The organism is Tateyamaria algicola, assembly GCF_047715485.1.
Taxonomy (GTDB): Bacteria; Pseudomonadota; Alphaproteobacteria; order Rhodobacterales; family Rhodobacteraceae; genus Tateyamaria.
In genome coordinates, this window is the sequence record NZ_CP180422.1 from 159,004 (window position 1) to 178,216 (window position 19,213).

Sequence of the window (19,213 nt, forward strand, 5' to 3'; positions counted from 1 at the left end):
CGCAGTCTCTCGTGATCATCCAGCAGGGTATTCGGATCGATCTATGAAATGCGCCTTGATACAAGTGGAGTACGTCCATGCCTCTTTATGAGCATGTGATGATCGCCCGTCAGGACCTGTCGAACACGCAGGCCGAAGGGCTCATCGAACATTTCGGAACTGTCCTGTCGGACAATGGTGGCACCCTCGTGGACAACGAGTACTGGGGTGTGAAGACCATGGCCTACAAGATCAACAAGAACCGCAAGGGCCACTATGCCTTCATGCGCACCGATGCACCGGCCACCGCCGTGCAGGAGATGGAGCGCCTGATGCGCCTGCATGACGACGTCATGCGCGTTCTGACGATCAAGGTCGACGAGCACAGCACCGGCCCGTCGGTTCAGATGCAAAAGCGCGACGAGCGCGAAGGCCGCGGCGACCGCCGCGAGCGCCGCTGAGAGAAAGGGAGCTAAACCATGGCTACAAAACCATTTTTCCGTCGCCGCAAGGTCTGCCCCTTCTCGGGCGAGAATGCACCTGCAATCGATTACAAGGACACGCGCCTGTTGCAGCGCTACGTGTCCGAGCGTGGCAAGATCGTGCCATCGCGCATCACCGCCGTTTCGGCCAAGAAGCAACGCGAGCTGGCCCGTGCCATCAAGCGCGCCCGCTTCCTCGCCCTGCTGCCGTACGCCGTGAAATAAGGAGCGACTGACATGCAAGTTATCCTTCTCGAACGTGTGGCCAAGCTGGGCCAGATGGGCGACGTCGTCGACGTCAAGTCGGGCTATGCCCGCAACTATCTGCTGCCCCAGAAAAAGGCGCTGACCGCGTCCAAGGCCAATATCGCGGATTTCGAAGCGCAGAAATCGCAGCTGGAAGCCCGCAACCTGGAAACCAAGAAAGAGGCCGAAGCCCTCGGTGACAAGCTGAACGGTCAGCAGTTCATCGTGATTCGTCAGGCTTCTGACGGTGGCAACCTCTATGGCTCCGTCACCACCCGTGACGCGGCTGACGTTGCAACGGCCGAGGGTTTCTCGGTCGACCGCAAGCAGGTTGTGATCCCTGCCCCGATCAAGGAACTGGGCCTGCACGATGTGCATGTTGTCCTGCACCCCGAAGTCGAGGCCGTGATCCAGTTGAACGTCGCCCGTTCGGCAGAAGAAGCCGAACTGCAAGCCTCGGGCAAATCGATCCAGGAGCTGGCTGCCGAAGAGGAAGCCGCTGCCGAGTTCGAAATCCAGGAGCTGTTTGACGACATCGGTGCCGCGGCATCCGATGACGAAGAGCTGGCCGAGTCCGCGGGCATTGCCACAGACGATGGTGCCGCCGAGGACGAAGAGACGCCCCAGGCCTGATCCGCACCTTCCGGACAAGAGTTTGAGCCGCGCCCGACCCCCGGGCGCGGCTTTTTCTATGGCCACCTTCCTGCGTGGCGATCCCCTGCCCAACTTGCGTTTGACCATTCGGCCGCCCCGATGCAGTGTGCGCCCATGCGCAGACTACTCCCCTTCTGGCCTGTCTTGGTGTCGCGGCTTGCATTGTCGAAGACCTGGACACCTTGGAGATGGCCCCCCGCGCCGCACCGCAGACCGAAGCCGAAATCGCCTTTGTCAGCCGCCTGTTCAACGACATCCAGCCAGACTCGATTGCCGAGGATCGTGAGTATTGCGGCTTGATCGGGCTTGATGCGGCGGGCGGCCTAATTGCGACCGAACCCAAGCGCGGCCGGGTGTCTTCCTGCCTGCCGCCCAATCCGCGTTCGGTGGGGTTTGTGGTTGTCGCCTCTTATCACACCCATGGCGCGTCGAGCCTGGAGTACCTGACCGAGGTGCCATCCTTTGATGACATGCGCACGGATATCGAGGACGACACCGACGGCTATATCGCGACCCCTGGCGGGCGGATGTGGTATGTGGATGCGCGCAACCGCGTGGCGCGCCAGATTTGCGGGCTGAACTGCCTGATCCCGGATCCGAACCACATCGAAGACCCGGAGTTTCCGGTCGAGGCCACCTATACGCTGGACGATCTGCGCGGGCTTTGACTTGGGCTGCCCTGCGCGACCTCTTGTGCGGGGTTTTCGGCAGGCGCGGCCGCTCAGTCCGCCCTTAGGTCCGGCAGGTGGCCAAAGCTGATGGCCAGGCGGTTCCATGCATTCATTTGCGCGATGATCAGCGTCAGATCGACAACCTGTTGGTCGGAAAAGCAGTCGCACAGCGCCTCGTAAAGGGCTGCGGGCGCGCCTGTCTCGGCGATTGTCGTCACCGCCTCGGCCCAGGCCAGCGCCGCCTTTTCGCTCGTGGTGAAAAAGGGCACCTCGCGCCAGACCGTGAGGCAGTCCAGCCGCTGCGTGCTTTCCCCTGCCTTGCGGGCCTCGGTGGTATGGAGGCGACACAATAGGCGCAGCCGTTGATTTGTGACACGCGCAGTTCGATCAACGCCCTCAAACCCTCATCAATGGACTGCATGTTGGTCTTGGCCTTGGCCATGCTTGCGATGGCCGGGCCGTTTATGGATGCGTAGTCGAGCCGCTCAATCATGTTCCGCTCCGGATGTTTTGGGCAGGATGGCATGTCGGGCTGGCGCTGGCCAGTTTGCCGTGGCGTGCGAGTGACGGGCTACAGATCCGACCAGCGGCTGAGCGCGTGCCGCCTGCGGCCATACGCGTAGTAGCCAACCAGACCCAGCCCCAGCGCCGATCCGATCACCACCGTTTGCACGAGAAATTCCCCCGGCGTTCGCCCCCCGGGGATGCTGCCACCCGAGATCGAGACAGCGCCCAGCAGTACGGTGAAAAAGAGAGTGTTGGACAGGAAACTGCGCCAGAGCGGGACGTAATGTGGCGGGACGGGTTTCAGGCCGATCCGGTGCAACACTCGCGTGCAGAGCGGGATGGCGTTCGAGGGCCAGATCCCTGCATTGCTGAGTTCTGTTTCAGCGGCTTTGAAGCGGCGTTCATAGTCAGACATATGGGCACCCCCGAGCGTGGGGCACAATCGCATTGAGAGCCGCGCCGTTCAACGCAGTTGGGTTTGGGGCAGCGCAGGTCTGCCGATGCGCGCGCGGTGTACTGCCGAAGCGTGGAACATGTGGTGCCCATCAAAAAGGCCACGCTGGTGTCAGCGCGGCCTTTTCAGCATTCAGTGAAGGCGTTGATCAGTCTTCTGACTCGAGCTCTTCAACCGCCTTTTGCAGGTCGTCCTTGCTGACTTCCTTGTCCGTGACGGAGGCGTTTTCGACGATGTGATCAACCACCTTGTCTTCGAACAGGGGCGCGCGCAGTTGCTGTTGCATCTGGGCGTTTTGTTGCACGAATTCAAAGAATTGGCGTTCCTGGCCGGGGTATTGGCGCGCTTGCGCCATGATCGCCTGGCTCATCTCGGCGTCGGTCACTTCGACTTCGGCTTTCTGGCCCAGATCGGCGAGCAGGAGGCCCAGACGCACGCGGCGCTCGGCGAGTTCCTTATGCTCGTCCGTGGCTTCGATCTCGGGGTGATCATGCCCTTCGACCTCGGGGTTTTCCTCGTGCCAGAGCTGGTGCGCGATCTGGTTGGCCTCGGCGGTGACGAGGCTGGGGGGCAGATCGAAGCTGACGGCGGTGTCGAGCTGGTCGAGCAATGACCGCTTCATCACCGCGCGGGCGGCACCGGCATATTCGCCTTCGAGCTGTTCGGAAATGCGGGTCTTGAGACCGTCGAGGTCTTCTGCGCCGTATTTCTTGGCCAGTTCGTCATCGACTTCGGCCGCGACGGGGCGCTTGACCAGCTTGATCGTGCAGTCGAACACGGCCTCTTTTCCGGCGAGGTTTTCAGCCTGGTAGTCAGCGGGGAATGTGACTGTGACGGCCTTTTCCTCGTCTTTCTTGGTGCCGACGAGTTGTTCCTCGAAACCGGGGATGAACGAGTTGGAGCCGAGCACCAGCGGGTAGTCTTCGGCAGAGCCGCCTTCGAATGCTTCGCCGTCCACTTTGCCGACAAAGTCGATCACGACCTGATCGCCGTCCTTGGCGCTGACATTGGGCTTGCGCGGTTTGAAGTCCTGCGCGTTCTCGGCCAGCGATGCGAGGGTTTCCTCGACCGCGGCGTCGTCGGCCTTGACCACCAGACGCTCGAGCGTGAGCTTGCCCAGGTCGACGTCGGGGATGTCGGGGAGCGCTTCGTAGGACATCTCGACGTTGACGTCGTCGCCCTCTTTCCAGTCCTCGTTGGTCATCTTGACCTCGGGCTGCATGGCGGGGCGGTCGCCGGACGATTCAAAATGCTCGGACATGGCGCCGTCGATGCTTTCCTGCATCGCTTCGCCCATCAGGCGCTGGCCAAACTGCTTTTTCAGCAGGGCCATGGGCACCTTGCCCTTGCGGAAGCCTTTCATTTCGACTTCGGGCTGCGCCTCGACCAGCTTTTCGTTGACCTTTGCGTCCAGTTCGGCGGCGGTCACGGTGATGGCGTAGCCGCGTTTCAGACCGTCATTCAGCGTCTCGGTGACCTGCATGTGTGCTCCCATAGCGTATAGGCCCCGCATTGGGGGCTGATCGGAAATTCGCGCCCTTCTATGCAGGGTCAGGGCGGGGCGCAAGGGGATTGGGCGGTGAAGCGGGAAATGGGCCGACAAACCCATAAAATTCTCGTCAAATCGCGGCGATTTCGGCGCTGTTGCCAAGGAATGGCGGCCACATGCGTACGCAGAGTTAACGCAAACTTAAGGCTGGCGCGTCAACGATCCATCAACCATAAATTTCGCAACCTTGCCGGGAGGCACATTTTAGATGCGTTTTTTTCTCACCCTTGTTTTTGCGGTTGCAACCATCTGTGCGGGCGCGCAGGCGCAAGACAGGACCTTGACCGTTGTTGCGGATGAATGGCCCCCCTTTTCCGGCGATGCGCTGCCGGATGGAGGCATGTCGCTGGACGTGATTGCGACCGTACTGCGCCGCGCAGGCTACACCGTCGAAACCCGTGTCGTGCCCTGGGCGCGCATTATGGACGGTGCGCGCAACGGTCAGTTTGACATTGTCGGCAGTCTGTTTGCGGATGCGGAGCTGGCGCAGTTCCTGTCCTATGGCGATCCGTTTTACACCACCGAAGTACAGTTGGTTCAGCCCGTCGGGGGCACGCACCGCTTTACCGCCGTCGAAGACCTGCGCCCCTATTCGATCGCCGTGGGCGATGGTTTCTTGTACCAGGACGAGTTCGACAGCGCGCGATATCTGAACAAGGTGGTCGTCACCACGACCATGCAGGCCGTTCAGATGGTGGCACATGGCCGTGTTGATCTGACGTTGGACAGCGTGGACGTGGTGCGCCACATCATCACACAACTGGACCCGTCGCTGGCCGAGCGGGTCACATTCGCGCCGGGCATCCTTGCCTCGCAGGGATTGCATATGGCCGTGCGCACGGATCTGGAGGACAGCGCGCAGATCGTGGCCGATTTCAATGAAACACTTGCAAAGATGCAGGCGGACGGGTCGCTTGATGTTCTGTTGTCCAAGCATGTCGGCGATCAAAGCGGCTGATGACAAAGTGGTTTTATAGTGACCGGCTTGGTGTCCGGCTTGTCCTGGCTTCGCTGCTGGTGGGATCGGTTTTGTCGATCTTTTCGACCAGTGTGCAGCTGATCGCGAGCTTTAACCGCCAGAAGTCGGATGTGACGCAGGTTCTGGATCAGATCGACATGACCCTGGCCGATGCGCTGGAATTGGCGCTTTGGACCTTTGATTTCGACCAGGTGAACATCGTGCTAGACGGTCTGGCCTCGAATGAGGCGATCACCCATATCGAACTGGTCAGCCAGACGGGCCACAGTTGGGAGCGCGGTGTTGTCACGCCGGATCCGGTGCAGCGCATTTACGAGCTGTCCTATGCCCCCAATGGTCTGGAGGAAGAGTATCTGGGCCAGTTGCAGGTTGATCTGTCGCTCGACAAGATTGTCGACCGCGTCTGGGCGCAATTCTGGGTGACCTTGCTGACCAATCTGGCCAAGGCCTATCTGGCCGCCTTTGCGCTGTTGTTCATCGTCCATCGCATGATCACCCGGCATTTGCGCAACATAGCGGGCTATGTCGCTGGATCGGATGTCGAGAAAGGTCTGAAGACCTTGCAGCTGAACCGACCGCCACATGCCCGTGAGGACGATCTGGACCACATCGTGCACGCCATTCAGCAGTATGATGCACGCGTGGCGTCGTCGGTCAGCGACCTCAAGACAGAGATCGAGGAACGCATAAAGAGCGAGACACAGGCCCGCGAGGCGCTGTCCATCCGCACCAGTTTCATCGGCACGATGAGCCATGAGGTGCGCACGCCGCTGAACGCGATCCTGGGTTTCCTCCACCTGATCGAGATTGACGCGGCGGTGCCCGAGCGCCAGCGCCACTATGCCCGCGTGGCCACCAAGGCGTCGCATCAGCTGTTGAACCAGCTGACCAACGTGCTTGAGATGTCGCGGCTGGATTCGAATGCCGTTTCGATCTCGACCCGGCCCACCGACATCCGCCGCCTTGCCCAACAGTGGCAGGACACGACGGTCGCTGCCGTGCATTTTCACCAGAAGGATATCGACGTCACGCTGGATATCGACCCCAAGCTGGATGAAAAGTACATGCTGGACGGTGCCCGCGTTACACAGATTGTCACCAACCTGACGGACAATGCGGCAAAGTTCACACATCAGGGCGGCATTTGCATTGCCCTGCGCACCGTGCCCATGACCCATGAGGGCCGCGACACCCACGGCATCGAGATTTCCGTCGCCGACTCGGGCCCCGGCATCGACGATGTGCAACGGGCGCGCATTTTCCACCGCTTTACGCAGATCAACGACGGGCTAGAACGTTCCTATGGCGGGACGGGCCTAGGCTTGGCCATCTGTCTGGAAATGTCCGAACTGATGGGCGCGGAACTTAGCGTCAGGTCAGCGGAAAAAGATGGTTTCACCACGGAATTTTTGATAACCCTTGGTTGCAACGTTAGGCAGGACGAAGAAAATGAGTGACCGTAAAAAGGTTTTGCTGGTTGAAGACGATGAATTCACTCGTTTCATGATGAAGGAAATCATCCACACCTTGGGTGTGACAGTCGAAGTCGCGACGAACGGGACCGAAGGGTGCGAAGCGCTGACCGGCGACCCGGACGCCTTTGGCCTTGTATTGATGGATCTGCACATGCCGGTGCTGTCGGGTATCGATGCGGCCCGCCGGATCCGCGGGCTCGAGTCCGACCCTCCCAGCGATGTGCCCATCATCGCGGTGACGGCGGACGTGAATTACCACGACGACGCACGTATCGAACAGCTTGGGATGGATGGTTTTGCCAGCAAGCCGGTATCGCCGGGGCAATTGCTTGCCCTGATCGACCGATATTGTGCCGCGGCCTAGACGCTGTTTTCCAATTCGTATTCACGCGTACTGAAAAGCGTGGGCTGGGGGACAGCGTATGAGTTCTGATACAACCAATTCCGAAGACGATCCGGCCACGGATACAGATGACCGGACCCCAGATGACCAGCGCGTCATTGGCGTGGCCTCTTCGGCCGGTGGTCTGGAGGCGATATCGCTGCTGGTGCAGAACCTGCCCCAGAACGCCAACGCGATCTACGTCGTCGCCCAGCACATGTCGCCCACCCACAAGAGTGTGCTGTCGACCCTGATCGCCCGCGAGACGCGCCTGCAGGTGCGCGAGATGGAGGCCGAGACCAAGCCCGAGCCCGACACGATCTATGTCACGCCCCCGAACACGGATGTGACTTACGAAAACGGCATCTTGCGGCTGCGCAATCCGACCGGGCATTCGGCCTCTCCCAAACCGTCGGCGGACCGTCTGTTCAAGAGCATCGCCGCTGAATGCGGGGAGCGGTCGATGGGGATCGTGCTGTCGGGCACAGGCTCGGACGGCAGTTACGGGGTGCAGGCCATCCGCGAGGCTGGCGGCATCACCATCGCGCAAGATCCGGCATCGGCGAAGTATGACGGCATGCCCTCTTCTGCCATCGAGACGGGATGCGTTGACCTGACCCTGTCGCCCGAACAGATCGGCACGCACCTTGAGAAAATCCTGGCCCGCCCGCGCGATTTTGACGGTTTGCGCGCCTTGCAGGACGAGCCGAACCCTTTGGGGGAGTTGTTCGGTATCCTTTTGGCCCGCACGCAGGTGGATTTTGCGGACTACAAGGAAAACACCCTGAACCGGCGCATCGCGCGGCGGATGACAGCCCTCGGCATTGAGGACTACGAGGGCTACATTGATTTCTGCCGCACCAATGTCAGCGAAGTGGATGCGCTGCACCGCTATCTGCTGATCTCGGTCACCCGTTTTTTCCGCGATCCCGACCAGTTCGAGAAGCTGGAACGCGAGTTGCAGCGCAGCCTGAAGAACCGCAAAGAGGGGCCCGTCCGGGTCTGGGTTGTGGGCTGTGCGACGGGCGAAGAGGCCTATTCCATCGCTATCACCATCGCCGAAATCCTCGGCGGTATCAGCACCTTGGGCAACAACAACGTCCAGATTTTCGCAACGGATATCGACCAGAATGCGATCGAAGTGGCCCGGCGCGGTGTCTATCCGATTGCCGCCGCACAGGACATTCCGCCCAAGCTGCTGAACGAATATTTCATCATGGGCGAGACCGAGATCAAGGTGCGCCCGGAACTGCGCGCCGTCACCCTGTTTTCGCATCACAACGTGTTCCAGGACCCGCCCTTTATCAACGTGGACCTCGTCAGCATCCGCAACCTGCTGATCTACTTCAACCTCGCGCTGCAGGAACGCGTGCTGAGCCGCCTGCACTATGCCATGGGTGCCGGCGCCCTGCTGTTTCTGGGCACCTCCGAGACGGTGGGCGAGATGGGCGTGTTCTTTGAGGTTCGTCAGGGCGCGGACAAGATCTTCGTCAAGCGTCGGGGCATTTCCGGTGAATTGTCCGTCGATCCCGGCGCGCGCATCTTTCAGCGCTCGATCCGCAACAGGGGTGCTTCGGCCAGTCCGGCGGCGGCCATTGATACGGCTGCGGAGTCCGAGATGTCGCTGGCCCGCGCCGTCGCCCCCAATGGCATGATCTGCACCCGCAACGGAAACATCATCGAGGTTCTTGGCGATCTGAGCCCGTTCATGGAAATCCGGGCGGGCGCCTCCACCGCCCTGAACATCAAGATGCTGATCGAACCCTTGCGCGCCGAGGCTGCCAGCCTGATTGCCGTTGCCTTGCGCAGCCAGTCCCGCCGCGAGGGTCGCTGGCATTCCGTCGGTCTGTCGGTTGGCAACCGCGTTCAGCTTCAGGTCTTTCCCTTTACTGGCAACAAGGGCGGTGAGACCCATTGCCTTGTCGCGATCAATTCGAAGTTCGAGGAAGACAACGAAGTCAAGATCGAGGACATCTCGGACGAGGAACACCGCGCCTATGTCGAGCGGATGGAGCTGGAAATCCGCGCCACGCAAGAGGCGTTGCAGCAGACCATCGAGGAATTGCAGACCGCCAACGAGGAACTGCAATCGGCCAATGAGGAGCTGCAGTCCACCAACGAGGAATTCCAGGCAACGAACGAGGAATTGGAAACCTCGAACGAGGAATTGCAGTCCAGCAACGAAGAGCTGATGACCGTCAACGAAGAGTTGCAGATCAGTTCGGCAGAGCGTCAGGCCCTCGCCTCGGAACTTGAGGCGACGATGACCTCGGCCCCCTATACGGTCGCGTTGGCCGATCAGGCCCTGATGGTGCGCCGCCTGTCGAGTGTGGCGCTCGAGTTGTTCGGCCTGAGCGAAATTCCCCCCACCGGCATCCACCTCAGCCAGTGTAACCTGCCCGTGGGCTTCCCTGCCCTTGCGCCCATCGCAAACACCGTGTTGCGCGTGCAGGAGACCCGGCGCATGTCGATCCTGTCGGAGGGCAAATACTATTCCCTCGTCATGTCACCCGTCCATGATCAGCACCGCAAGCTGATCGGCCTGTCGATCACCATCACCCAATATGACAGCGAACCCTTGTCGCGCGTCGTCGAAATGATGAGCGATATCAGCCAGGTGGCCCATTGGTCCTATAATCTGGACACTGAAGAGCTGTTCTGGTCGCCCGAGATGTTTGCCATTTACGGACGTCCGAATTCGGGGCAGATGCCATCCTGGAGCGACACGCTGAACCTTGTGCATCCAGAGGACCGCAAGAAGGCTGCCGACGACCTCGAAAAACTGATGCAGGACGGGGGAAGCGTTCGTTTTGACCAGCGCATTTTCGGCCCCTCCGGGCATATTGTGTCGATCAGCGGCAAGACGACCCTGATCAAGAATGCTGATGGCGATGCGACCCAGTTGATCGGCGTCATCTGGGACACTGCAGACGAGACCGAGCGCAACATTCGCCTCAACAGCCTCGAGTCGGTGCAGGAGGAATTGGGCATCGGCTTCTTCTCGTTTGATGTGGAGAACAACACGCCGCAGTGGAACCGGTCGATGTTCGACATTCTTGGCTATGATCCGATTGTGCACGTGCCCTCGGTCGAGAGCCTGTTGCAGACGGTGCACCCCGATACGCGCGGCGATGCGCGTGACCGGTTCCAGGCCGCGCTGGAAAACGGTCAGGCCTTTCGCACGATGCTGCGCATCACACAGTCCGATGGCACCGAGATCCAGTGCGAATGCAAGGGCCAGGTGCGCCGCCGTGCCGACAGCAAGGTGTCACATGTGTTTGGCAGCTTGCGGCGGATCCCCGCGAGAAAGGCCGAGAGTGCAGTGGCGTAAGACTGATTTGCCCGCCCTGCCCGTCGCATTTGCCTGATCCTTAACCATCGGTTTACCAGCCCGTTCTTATAACTGCGCCTGTTGCAGTGTGTTGACAGGTGTTTCCAGAATGACCCATGCCCCCCTTCCCCAGAAAAGGTCACGCGATGTGGCGCAAACGCTTGCGCTGCTGCCTGTTGGGGCGGACGTGGATGAGGGGGTACTGAGTGCCGCATTCCTGGCCTTGCCCCAGGCCTCGTTCCTGCTCGATGTGAACGGGCGCATTCTGGTGTGCAACAGGCGGGCCGAGCGGCTTTACTGTCCTGAAACGGTGGCCGATCCGGCAGAGATGCGGGGCATGGCCTTTTCCAAACTTATCCTGCCCACATCCAAGGGGTTGGGCCTGCAACTGCGCGAGGGGGCGGCGCGTGGCACCGCAACCTTCGTGATGAAGACGGCCCGCACCGGCCGGACCCCGTCCGGTACGGATTTTCACATGTCGCTGTTGCGCTCTGCCGCCAATAACGCACCGATCTATCAGCTGACGCAGGATCATCTGAAGGCGACGGCCGATGCCCTGTCGGTGATGAACGAACGCCGGATCGAAACCCGCAACAAGCTGCACAAGTTGGAGGCGCAATACGAGGCCCTGCACCAGGTGATGATCGCGACCGAGGCCTTTGCCCACGCCGCCTCGCATGATCTGCGCACCCCGCTCAACACGCTGTCCGGCCTGTTGCAGATGTTCGAGACGAAATTTGGCACGGGCCTGCCCGAGAAGGCGACGGAATACCTGTCTTACATGTCGCGCGCCGTTGTGCAGATGGACGATTTGACCACCGATTTTCTGGAACATGCCCGCAGTGCGTCGGCTGATCTGGTCAAGGAACCTGTTGAGATACGTCCCTTCCTCGACATCGCCATCGACGATTTGCAGGTGGCCATTGATGCCGTGGGTGCCGAGGTCGTCATCGAAGGCGATGGCTGGCCGGTGATGGCGGAACCTGCCCTGTTGCGCATGTTGGTTAACAATGTTCTGGGCAACGCGTTGAAGTACCGCCATCCCGAACGCCCCTTGGTTTTGACGATCACGCTGGAACATACGCCTCAGGGCGGGCCGCTGCTGTCGATCTCGGACAATGGCGCGGGGTTCAGCCCCAGCGCCAGCGAGGCGATATTCCTGCCGTTCCGCCGCCTGAACAAGCAGATCGAAGGTTCGGGCATCGGTTTGGCCACGTGTCGCGAGGTCTGCCGTCGTCACGGTTGGACCATCACCGCCCAGTCTGACGGAGACAGCGGCGCCACCTTCAACATCACCTTCGTGGACGCATAAACCTTAACGCCGTCATAAAATAGTTGACCAAATGTTCACGATTTGGGGCGCACCATTAAGCCTTCATTCAACATACCGAACTACACGATATGCAGTCTTTGGTTCGGAGTATTTCTTATGGCTGTTGTGTTGTTGTTGGAAGATGATCCAGGTCTGCAATATGTCTTCTCGGAAGCGCTTGAGGATGCGGGCCACGACGTTCATGTCGCTTCGGACAACGACCAGGCCATGTCGGCGCTGCGTCGGTGCACTCCGGATGTTCTGTTGCTCGACCTGATGATCCAGGGCGGGCTGTCCACAGATGTGGCGAATTACGCGGTCTATTCCGCACCCGATGCCGACGTGATCTACATGACCGGCAGCGGGTTGTTTCCCAAGGGGGAACTGTTCGGGATGTCGCGCAACGCGCGCCTCGTGCTGCGCAAACCGGTGGACATCAGGGAACTGACCACAATGGTTGCCCATGTCACGCTCGGAGAGCCGACCTTGGAAGTGCCCGTGCCCACCTGAACACGGCCTAATGCGTATCGCGCGCCATCAGGATCGGCGCGATCCTGACCCGCTCGCCCGTTTTCGCCGGATTGTCGATCCGCTGGTCCAGCAGCCGCAGGATGTGCCCCACCGTTTCATCGACCGGATTGCGCAATGTCGTCAGCCTGAATTCGGCCCATTGCGCCATCGCGACATCGTCAAACCCGATGATGGACAGGGCCTCGGGCACGGCCAGTCCCAACGCATGACGCGCATGGGACAAGGCCCCCAGCGCCATCGCGTCATTTGCACAGATCAGGGCATCGAGGTCATTGGCCCGCAACATCTGCGCCGCCAGGTGCGCACCGCCTTCGAACGTGTAATCCGCGTTGCCATGGGCGACGAGCGAAAGACCATGATTGGCGAGGTGATGAACCACCCCGTCCAACCGCTCCGTCTCGGATGACCAATCGGCGGGCCCGCCCAGATAGCCGAATGCACGCCGCCCTTTCGCAATCAACAGATCAACGGCCATCCCCATGCCCGTCTTGTTGTCGCAATAGATGCTGTCGATTTTGCCACCCCGCACCGCGCGCCCGGTATAGATCATCGGGATGCTCAGCTTTTCGCAGGTCTGGATCACGTTGGGGCTGACGCTGCCGCCCCGAATGATCAGCGCATCAAGTGGAAAGCGCAGCACCGCAAGGATTTCGCGTTCGCTGCCGGCGTCCTGCCCTGCAAGGACCAGCGGCCATTTTTGCGCACGCCGCAGCGCCGAGACGAGGGCCGCCATGAATTCGGCATCGTATTGATTGCGCAGATCACCGACGATGACGGCCACCAGCTGAGTGGGCTTGCCCTGCAGGCTGGCGGCCAGCGCATTGGGGCGGTAACCGATCCGGAATGCCGTCTCGAGAACCCGTGCGCGCTTGGCCTCGTTGAGGTAGCTGCCCGGTGTGAAGGCGCGCGACACGGCCGAGCGTGACACGCCTGCCGCCGTCGCCACATCCTGCGCCGTCACCCGTCTGGGACGGCGGGTCAACTTGTCGGGTGGGTCGGCATGGTCGGTCATAGCGTGTCCGGCGTCATATACTTGTCATTTATTTTCATTACTTTTTGCGGTATGTGAACACGTGTGCATATCAAGAATCAACCGCGTCCATCCCTTCTTCTGCGAAGGTTTCGGCGTGAACATCTTGGCGCTCATATTTCGCCCAAACCGCATCCGGCACCGTCGGGGCCGTATGCTTGCTATCGCGCATTTTGCGCAACCATTTGGCATGGAGAAAGACATGAATATTCTGAAGATTGCTGTGACAGCCACGTTCGGCCTGACGGCCAGCGCGGCCTTTGCTGAAACCGAAATTACCTGGTGGCATGCCATGGGGGGTCAGTTGGGCGAAACCGTCAACCAGATCGCCAATGATTTCAACGCCAGCCAGGACGACTACAAGATCACGCCTGTTTTCAAAGGCACCTACGAAGAGACGCTGACCGCTGGCATCGCCGCCTTCCGCGCAGGCGAACAGCCCAACATCATGCAGGTGTTTGACGCCGGTGCGGCCACCGTGATCGGCGCCAAGGGTGCGGTTATCCCGGTCGAGGATCTGCTGGCCGAAGCCGGTGTGCCCTTTGACATCAACGACTACATCGCCGGTGTGCGCTATTTCTACGCCGATGCCGATGGCAAGATGATCGGGATGCCGTTCAACTCGTCCACCCCCATCATGTATTACAACGAAGACGCGCTGGCCGCCGCCGGTGTGACTGCCCCCAAGACATGGGAAGAATTTGCATCCGTCACGGCGCCCGCGCTGAAGGAAGCCGGTTATACGCCGCTGTCGCAGTCCCACCTGCCCTGGATCTTTACCGAGAACTTCTTTTCCCGCCACAACATCCAGTTCGCCACCAATGACAACGGCTATGGTGACGGCGAGACCGAGATCATGGTCGACCACCCCGCGATCAAGGCGCATTTCACCGCGCTGACCGAATGGCAGAACGACGGGTATTTCGAATGGTTCGGCACCGGCTGGGGCGACAATGCCAAGCCGTTTGAGGATGGCAAGGTTGCCATGTGGCTTGGGTCGTCTGGTTCGTTTGGCGGTTTGCAGCAAAAGGCTGCCTTCCCCTTCTCGGCCACCCTGCTGCCCTATTGGGAAAGCGTGACAACCGAGCCGACGCAGACCTTTATCGGTGGTGCGGCCCTGTTTGCGATGTCCGGCCAGCCGACGGAAGAGAACGAAGCGACCGCCCGGTTCTTTGAGTACATGGCGTCGCCCCAGGTCCAGCTGATGTGGCACAAGGAAACCGGTTATGTGCCGATCACCGAAGCCGCCTATGAGCTGGCCAAGGGTGAAGGTTACTACGATGAAAAGCCTGCGGCTGAAATCGGCATCAAGCAGCTGAAGCTGCCGGCCGGTGACTACACCAAGGGCTACCGTATGGGTTTCTACGTGCAGATCCGTGACGTGATGAACCGCGAATATGGCCGCATCCTGACCGGTGAGACATCGGTGGATGACGCATTTGCCACCATCCAGGAAGAGGCCAACACGCTGCTGGCCCGTTTCGCCAAGACCCAGGGCTAAGCCTTGATCAGACTGTCAGGCGGCCCCACGCGGGCCGCCTGATTTTTGTTATGCATACCAAAGGGGACAACAGGTGAAACGCGCAGGCTTTGCCCAACCATGGCTGCCGATCTTGTTGCTGGTGCCACAGCTCACCATCATCGCGGTCTTTTTCTACTGGCCTGCGGGCTACGCGATCCAGTCCTCGTTCTTTTTGCAGGACCCGTTCGGTTTTGGCTCCACCTTTGTGGGTGTCGACAATTACACCGACCTGCTCGGGTCGTCCGAATACCGCAAGGTGGCGTGGTTCACCGTCTACTACACTGCCCTTGTCACCTTCTTTTCCCTCAGCTTTGCGCTGTTGCTGGCGGTCAAGGCCGACAATGTGATCCGCGGGGCCAAGACTTACCGCACCCTGTTGATGTGGGTCTATGCGGTCGCCCCACCCGTCGCCGGGTTCATGGGCATCCTGATGTTCGATCAGTCCAATGGGCCGCTGACCCAATTCGCGCAGATGTTCGGCTGGGATTACAAACTGGGCGTGAATTACGGCGATACCACCACGGCCATGGTTGTCGTGGCCGTGTGGAAACAGGTGCCCGTCAACTTCATCTTTTTCCTGTCGGGTCTGCAATCCATCCCCCGCGCGGTGCGCGAGGCGGCGTTGATCGACAACGCCTCGGCCTCGGGCCGGTTCTGGGATGTGACCTTTCCCCTGCTGGCACCTACGGCGTTTTTCCTGCTGATCATCAACATCACCTACGCGCTGTTTGACACGTTCGGCATCATCGACACGCTGGTGAAGGGTGAACCGGGCAACAACCCGATGACCCTTGTCTACAAGGTCTATGTGGACGGGTTCCGCGGCAATGACCTCGGCGGATCGTCGGCCCAATCTGTGATCCTGATGGTACTGGTCCTCGCCCTGACCGTCTTTCAATTCCGGCTGCTTGAGCGCCGGATTCACTATACCTGAGGTGCGCCATGGCTGATTTGATCGCAACCGACACGCCAAAGACCCGCGCACGCAAACCGATCAAATGGGGCGTTGTGACGGATCATGCGGTGCTGATCATCGGATCGCTGCTGATGACGCTGCCCGTGGCGATGCTGATCCTGTCGACCACGCTGGAGGATACGACGCTGGCGCGCGACGGTCTGCATCTGGCCATCGACGATCAGTTCATGAACAACCTCGAATCCGCGCTTGTCACGGGCAAGGGGTTTTCGGGTGAGCTGACAGGCCTGTTGATGATGCAGAACTCGTTCATCCTTGGCATCGGTTTTGCCGTGGGCAAGATCATCGTGGGCATGATGGCCGCCTATGCCATCGTTTACTTCCGCCTGCGCTTTGCCACTTTTGCGTTCTGGATGATCTTTACCACGCTGCTGCTGCCGCTTGAGGTGCGTATCCTGCCCTCTTACGAGGTCATTCAGGGCATGGGCCTGATCAACACCTATACCGGGCTGATTGTCCCGCTTGTGGCCTCGGCCACGGCCACGTTCTTTTTCCGACAGTTCTTTATGTCGGTCCCTGAGGAACTGGTCGAGGCCGCGCGCATCGACGGGGCCGGGCCCGTCAAGTTCTTCATCGACATCCTCGTGCCCCTGTCCCGCACCATGATCGCGGCGATGTTCATCATCATGTTCGTGTTCGGCTGGAACCAGTATCTCTGGCCCACGATGATCACGACCGAAGAATCCATGTTCACCCTTGTGCGCGGGATCAAGCAGATCACGCAGGTGCTTGATGCATCCACCCTGCCTGAATTCGGCCGGGCCAACATGCTGGCGGTGCTGGCGATGATCCCGCCCGTCCTCGTGGTGATCTTTTTCCAAAGCTGGTTCGTCAAGGGCCTCACAGAATCCGACAAGTAAGGAGCCACCCAGATGGCACAAGTCACATTGGAAGGGGTGCGCAAGGTCTACCCCAACGGCGTCGAAGCGGTGGAGCCGTGCAGCTTTACCATTCCCGACGGCGAATTGGTGGTGCTGGTGGGCCCGTCGGGCTGCGGCAAGTCCACGCTGCTGCGCATGGTTGCGGGGCTCGAAGAGATCACCGATGGCAGCCTGTCCATCGGCGATCGGCGCGTCAATGATGTGGACCCCGCCAATCGCAACATCGCAATGGTGTTCCAGAACTACGCGCTTTATCCCCACATGACAGTTGCCAAAAACATGGGCTACGGGCTGAAGAACCGGGGCCTGCCCAAATCCGAAATCGCGGCCAAGGTCGAGGATGCGGCCAAGATGCTGAACCTCACCGAATTTCTTGACCGGCGGCCCAGCCAGTTGTCGGGCGGTCAGCGTCAGCGCGTCGCGATGGGCCGCGCCATCGTGCGCTCGCCCGACCTGTTCCTGTTTGACGAACCGCTCTCCAACCTCGACGCCAAGCTGCGCAACCAGATGCGCATCGAAATCCGCGCGTTGCAGCGCCGCCTGGGCACCACGTCGATGTATGTGACCCACGATCAGGTCGAAGCGATGACCATGGCCGACCGCATCATCGTGTTGAATGCGGGCAGGATCGAACAGATCGGCACACCGGCCGAGATTTACGGCAAGCCTGCCTCGACCTTTGTGGCGAGTTTCATGGGCGCGCCGCCGATGAACATCTTTGAAGGGTCAAGCGACGGCACACAGGCGACCCTGAATGGCGGGCTGACGCTCAACGGGGCCGCACCGCCGCCCACAAGCGGCAAGGTTCTGGTGGGCATCCGCCCCGAAGACGTGGCCATCGACGCCTCCGGCCCCCTGCCCTTTGACGTGCAGATCATCGAGGAGTTGGGCGCGCATCGCCTGCTCCATGGTACGCTGAGCGGTCAGCCCTTTTCGGTGAGCATTGCCAAGGACGAACCGGCGGCCACGGGGCCGGTGCAACTGGCGCTGAAACCGGGTGCTGTCCATTTCTTTGACACCGAGGCGGGACGCCGGTTGTGACCCCCATTGTTGATCGGTTGCCTGATGTGACCGATGCGCAGCGCGCCGCCATTCTGGCCGCACCGCGCACCCCTGAGGCGCATGCCGCGTTGATGCGCGACATCCCGGCCATGACCGCGCTGGAGGTCGGTGGACCCGGTGCGGCGCACCACTTGCCCGCCCGTTTCAACGTCGCGGCCTGGAACCTTGAGCGTGGCTTGTTTCCCGAGCAAAGCGCCGACTTCCTGCGCCCGCACACCCCCGCCGTCATCCTGCTGAGCGAGATGGACAGCGGCATGGCCCGCACCGCGCAGCGCAACACCACCCAAGCCATGGCAGAGGCCCTGGGCATGCACTACGCCTACGGAGTCGAGTTTTACGAAATGGACCTCGGGGGACCGACCGAGCGCCACTTTTGCAAGGATGATTTCAATCAGAGCGGCTGGCATGGCAATGGCATCCTGTCCGCGACCCCGTTCGAGAAACTGGCGCTGATCCGGCTGGACCGGAAAGGCCACTGGTTTCTGGCCGAGGGTGCCGGGGACACGGGCCAACCGCGCGTGGGCGGGCGCATGGCCGTGGCCGCCGTGGTGACAACGGAGTCCGGACCGCTTTGTGTCGTGTCCACCCATCTGGAGAGCAATGCGGGCGCAGCCCATCGGCACGCCGAATTCGAACGGTTGCTGGACGAGGTGCAGGCGTTTTGCGGTGACATGCCGGTTCTGATCGGCGGCGACCTCAACACCGGCAATCACGTGCCCCCGGATTTTGACTGGCGCGCGGACACCCTTTTCGATCTGGCGCGCAGGCGCGGCTATGACTGGGCGTTCACGCCCGAGGGGATGACGACCCGGCCCAGCCTGATCACTCCGCACCCGACCCGCAAGATGAAGCTCGACTGGTTCTGCCAGCGCGGGTTGACGCATGACGACAGCCGGGTTCTGGCGGCCGTGGCACCCGATGGCACGCCACTGTCGGATCACGACTGCATCTGGGCGCGCGTGGCCATGCCAACGGCGTAGGCACGCCCCGCAGATCCGCACGGACATATCTGGATTTAGAGCGAAGACTCGGTGCCTGCACACGGCATTGAACCGTTGCTGCCGTGGGATACGGATGCGGGTTTGCAGGCACTGGACGAGACGCGCGCACGGCTCGGGGCGCAAAAGCATCACGTCAGGTACTTGCCAGCGATGCATTGTCGCAATGTTCCGGCCCTTTTACGCCAACCG

The 19,213-nt window shown here is 60.7% G+C and carries 18 protein-coding genes and 1 pseudogene; 15 read left to right on the forward strand and 4 right to left on the reverse strand.

Annotated elements, in window-relative coordinates; genetic code table 11:
* Positions 1–77 precede the first annotated feature (77 nt).
* The 4 genes from rpsF to ACMHLQ_RS03035 all read left to right on the forward strand — a co-directional run bounded on the left by rpsF (position 78) and on the right by ACMHLQ_RS03035 (position 2,029).
* Complete coding sequence (rpsF, locus tag ACMHLQ_RS03020; RefSeq protein WP_415403286.1) at positions 78–440, forward strand: 30S ribosomal protein S6; 363 nt, start codon at positions 78–80, stop codon at positions 438–440.
* Between the two features lie 18 nt (positions 441–458).
* Positions 459–686: a 30S ribosomal protein S18 gene (gene rpsR / locus ACMHLQ_RS03025; RefSeq protein ID WP_415403287.1), complete on the forward strand. Its 228-nt coding sequence runs from the start codon at positions 459–461 to the stop codon at positions 684–686.
* Between the two features lie 12 nt (positions 687–698).
* Positions 699–1,340 (forward strand): 50S ribosomal protein L9, encoded by a 642-nt coding sequence (rplI, locus tag ACMHLQ_RS03030; RefSeq protein WP_415403288.1) that lies wholly within the window; start codon positions 699–701, stop codon positions 1,338–1,340.
* 209 nt (positions 1,341–1,549) lie between these two features.
* A complete protein-coding gene (locus ACMHLQ_RS03035) occupies positions 1,550–2,029 on the forward strand; it encodes a DUF4329 domain-containing protein (protein WP_415403289.1) in 480 nt (159 codons plus the stop codon).
* 53 nt (positions 2,030–2,082) lie between these two features.
* Here ACMHLQ_RS03035 and ACMHLQ_RS03040 read toward each other — a convergent pair.
* The 3 genes and pseudogenes from ACMHLQ_RS03040 to tig form a co-directional block, all read right to left on the reverse strand.
* Positions 2,083–2,558 (reverse strand): annotated as a pseudogene (locus tag ACMHLQ_RS03040) (carboxymuconolactone decarboxylase family protein).
* A 45-nt stretch (positions 2,559–2,603) separates the two neighbouring features.
* The gene (locus ACMHLQ_RS03045) at positions 2,604–2,954 is read right to left on the reverse strand and encodes a DUF6404 family protein (RefSeq protein WP_415403290.1); all 351 of its coding nucleotides are present in this window, start codon (positions 2,952–2,954) and stop codon (positions 2,604–2,606) included.
* Between the two features lie 187 nt (positions 2,955–3,141).
* Positions 3,142–4,476: a trigger factor gene (tig, locus tag ACMHLQ_RS03050; RefSeq protein ID WP_415403291.1), complete on the reverse strand. Its 1,335-nt coding sequence runs from the start codon at positions 4,474–4,476 to the stop codon at positions 3,142–3,144.
* 274 nt (positions 4,477–4,750) lie between these two features.
* Between tig and ACMHLQ_RS03055 the strand changes: the two genes are divergently transcribed.
* The 6 genes from ACMHLQ_RS03055 to ACMHLQ_RS03080 all read left to right on the forward strand — a co-directional run bounded on the left by ACMHLQ_RS03055 (position 4,751) and on the right by ACMHLQ_RS03080 (position 12,531).
* Positions 4,751–5,500, forward strand: a complete 750-nt coding sequence (locus ACMHLQ_RS03055) for a substrate-binding periplasmic protein (RefSeq protein ID WP_415403292.1) — start codon at positions 4,751–4,753, stop codon at positions 5,498–5,500.
* On the forward strand, positions 5,500–6,978 hold the full coding sequence (locus ACMHLQ_RS03060) for an ATP-binding protein (RefSeq protein WP_415403293.1): 1,479 nt from the start codon (positions 5,500–5,502) through the stop codon (positions 6,976–6,978). Before ACMHLQ_RS03055 ends, ACMHLQ_RS03060 begins: the two co-directional genes overlap by 1 nt.
* On the forward strand, positions 6,971–7,360 hold the full coding sequence (locus tag ACMHLQ_RS03065; protein ID WP_415403294.1) for a response regulator: 390 nt from the start codon (positions 6,971–6,973) through the stop codon (positions 7,358–7,360). Before ACMHLQ_RS03060 ends, ACMHLQ_RS03065 begins: the two co-directional genes overlap by 8 nt.
* Positions 7,361–7,418: 58 nt before the next feature.
* Positions 7,419–10,709 (forward strand): chemotaxis protein CheB, encoded by a 3,291-nt coding sequence (locus ACMHLQ_RS03070; protein ID WP_415403295.1) that lies wholly within the window; start codon positions 7,419–7,421, stop codon positions 10,707–10,709.
* Between the two features lie 148 nt (positions 10,710–10,857).
* A complete protein-coding gene (locus tag ACMHLQ_RS03075) occupies positions 10,858–12,021 on the forward strand; it encodes a sensor histidine kinase (protein ID WP_415403297.1) in 1,164 nt (387 codons plus the stop codon).
* Between the two features lie 117 nt (positions 12,022–12,138).
* Positions 12,139–12,531: a response regulator gene (locus tag ACMHLQ_RS03080; protein ID WP_415403298.1), complete on the forward strand. Its 393-nt coding sequence runs from the start codon at positions 12,139–12,141 to the stop codon at positions 12,529–12,531.
* Between the two features lie 7 nt (positions 12,532–12,538).
* Here the strand turns inward: ACMHLQ_RS03080 and ACMHLQ_RS03085 are convergent, their stop codons facing one another.
* Complete coding sequence (locus ACMHLQ_RS03085) at positions 12,539–13,564, reverse strand: LacI family DNA-binding transcriptional regulator (RefSeq protein WP_415403299.1); 1,026 nt, start codon at positions 13,562–13,564, stop codon at positions 12,539–12,541.
* A 220-nt stretch (positions 13,565–13,784) separates the two neighbouring features.
* On the opposite strand from ACMHLQ_RS03085, the gene ACMHLQ_RS03090 reads away from it, so the two are divergent.
* From ACMHLQ_RS03090 to ACMHLQ_RS03110, 5 genes are all read left to right on the forward strand, one after another.
* Positions 13,785–15,083, forward strand: a complete 1,299-nt coding sequence (locus tag ACMHLQ_RS03090; protein ID WP_415403300.1) for an extracellular solute-binding protein — start codon at positions 13,785–13,787, stop codon at positions 15,081–15,083.
* Between the two features lie 73 nt (positions 15,084–15,156).
* Entirely contained in the window at positions 15,157–16,038 is an 882-nt protein-coding gene (locus tag ACMHLQ_RS03095; RefSeq protein WP_415403301.1) for an ABC transporter permease subunit, read from the forward strand.
* A gap of 8 nt (positions 16,039–16,046) precedes the next feature.
* Positions 16,047–16,940: an ABC transporter permease subunit gene (locus ACMHLQ_RS03100; protein WP_415403302.1), complete on the forward strand. Its 894-nt coding sequence runs from the start codon at positions 16,047–16,049 to the stop codon at positions 16,938–16,940.
* A gap of 12 nt (positions 16,941–16,952) precedes the next feature.
* Positions 16,953–18,002, forward strand: coding sequence for a sn-glycerol-3-phosphate import ATP-binding protein UgpC (locus tag ACMHLQ_RS03105; protein WP_415403303.1), 1,050 nt, complete (start codon positions 16,953–16,955; stop codon positions 18,000–18,002).
* Positions 17,999–19,003, forward strand: a complete 1,005-nt coding sequence (locus ACMHLQ_RS03110; RefSeq protein ID WP_415403304.1) for an endonuclease/exonuclease/phosphatase family protein — start codon at positions 17,999–18,001, stop codon at positions 19,001–19,003. The genes ACMHLQ_RS03105 and ACMHLQ_RS03110 overlap by 4 nt, the downstream gene beginning before the upstream one ends.
* Positions 19,004–19,213: the final 210 nt, after the last annotated feature.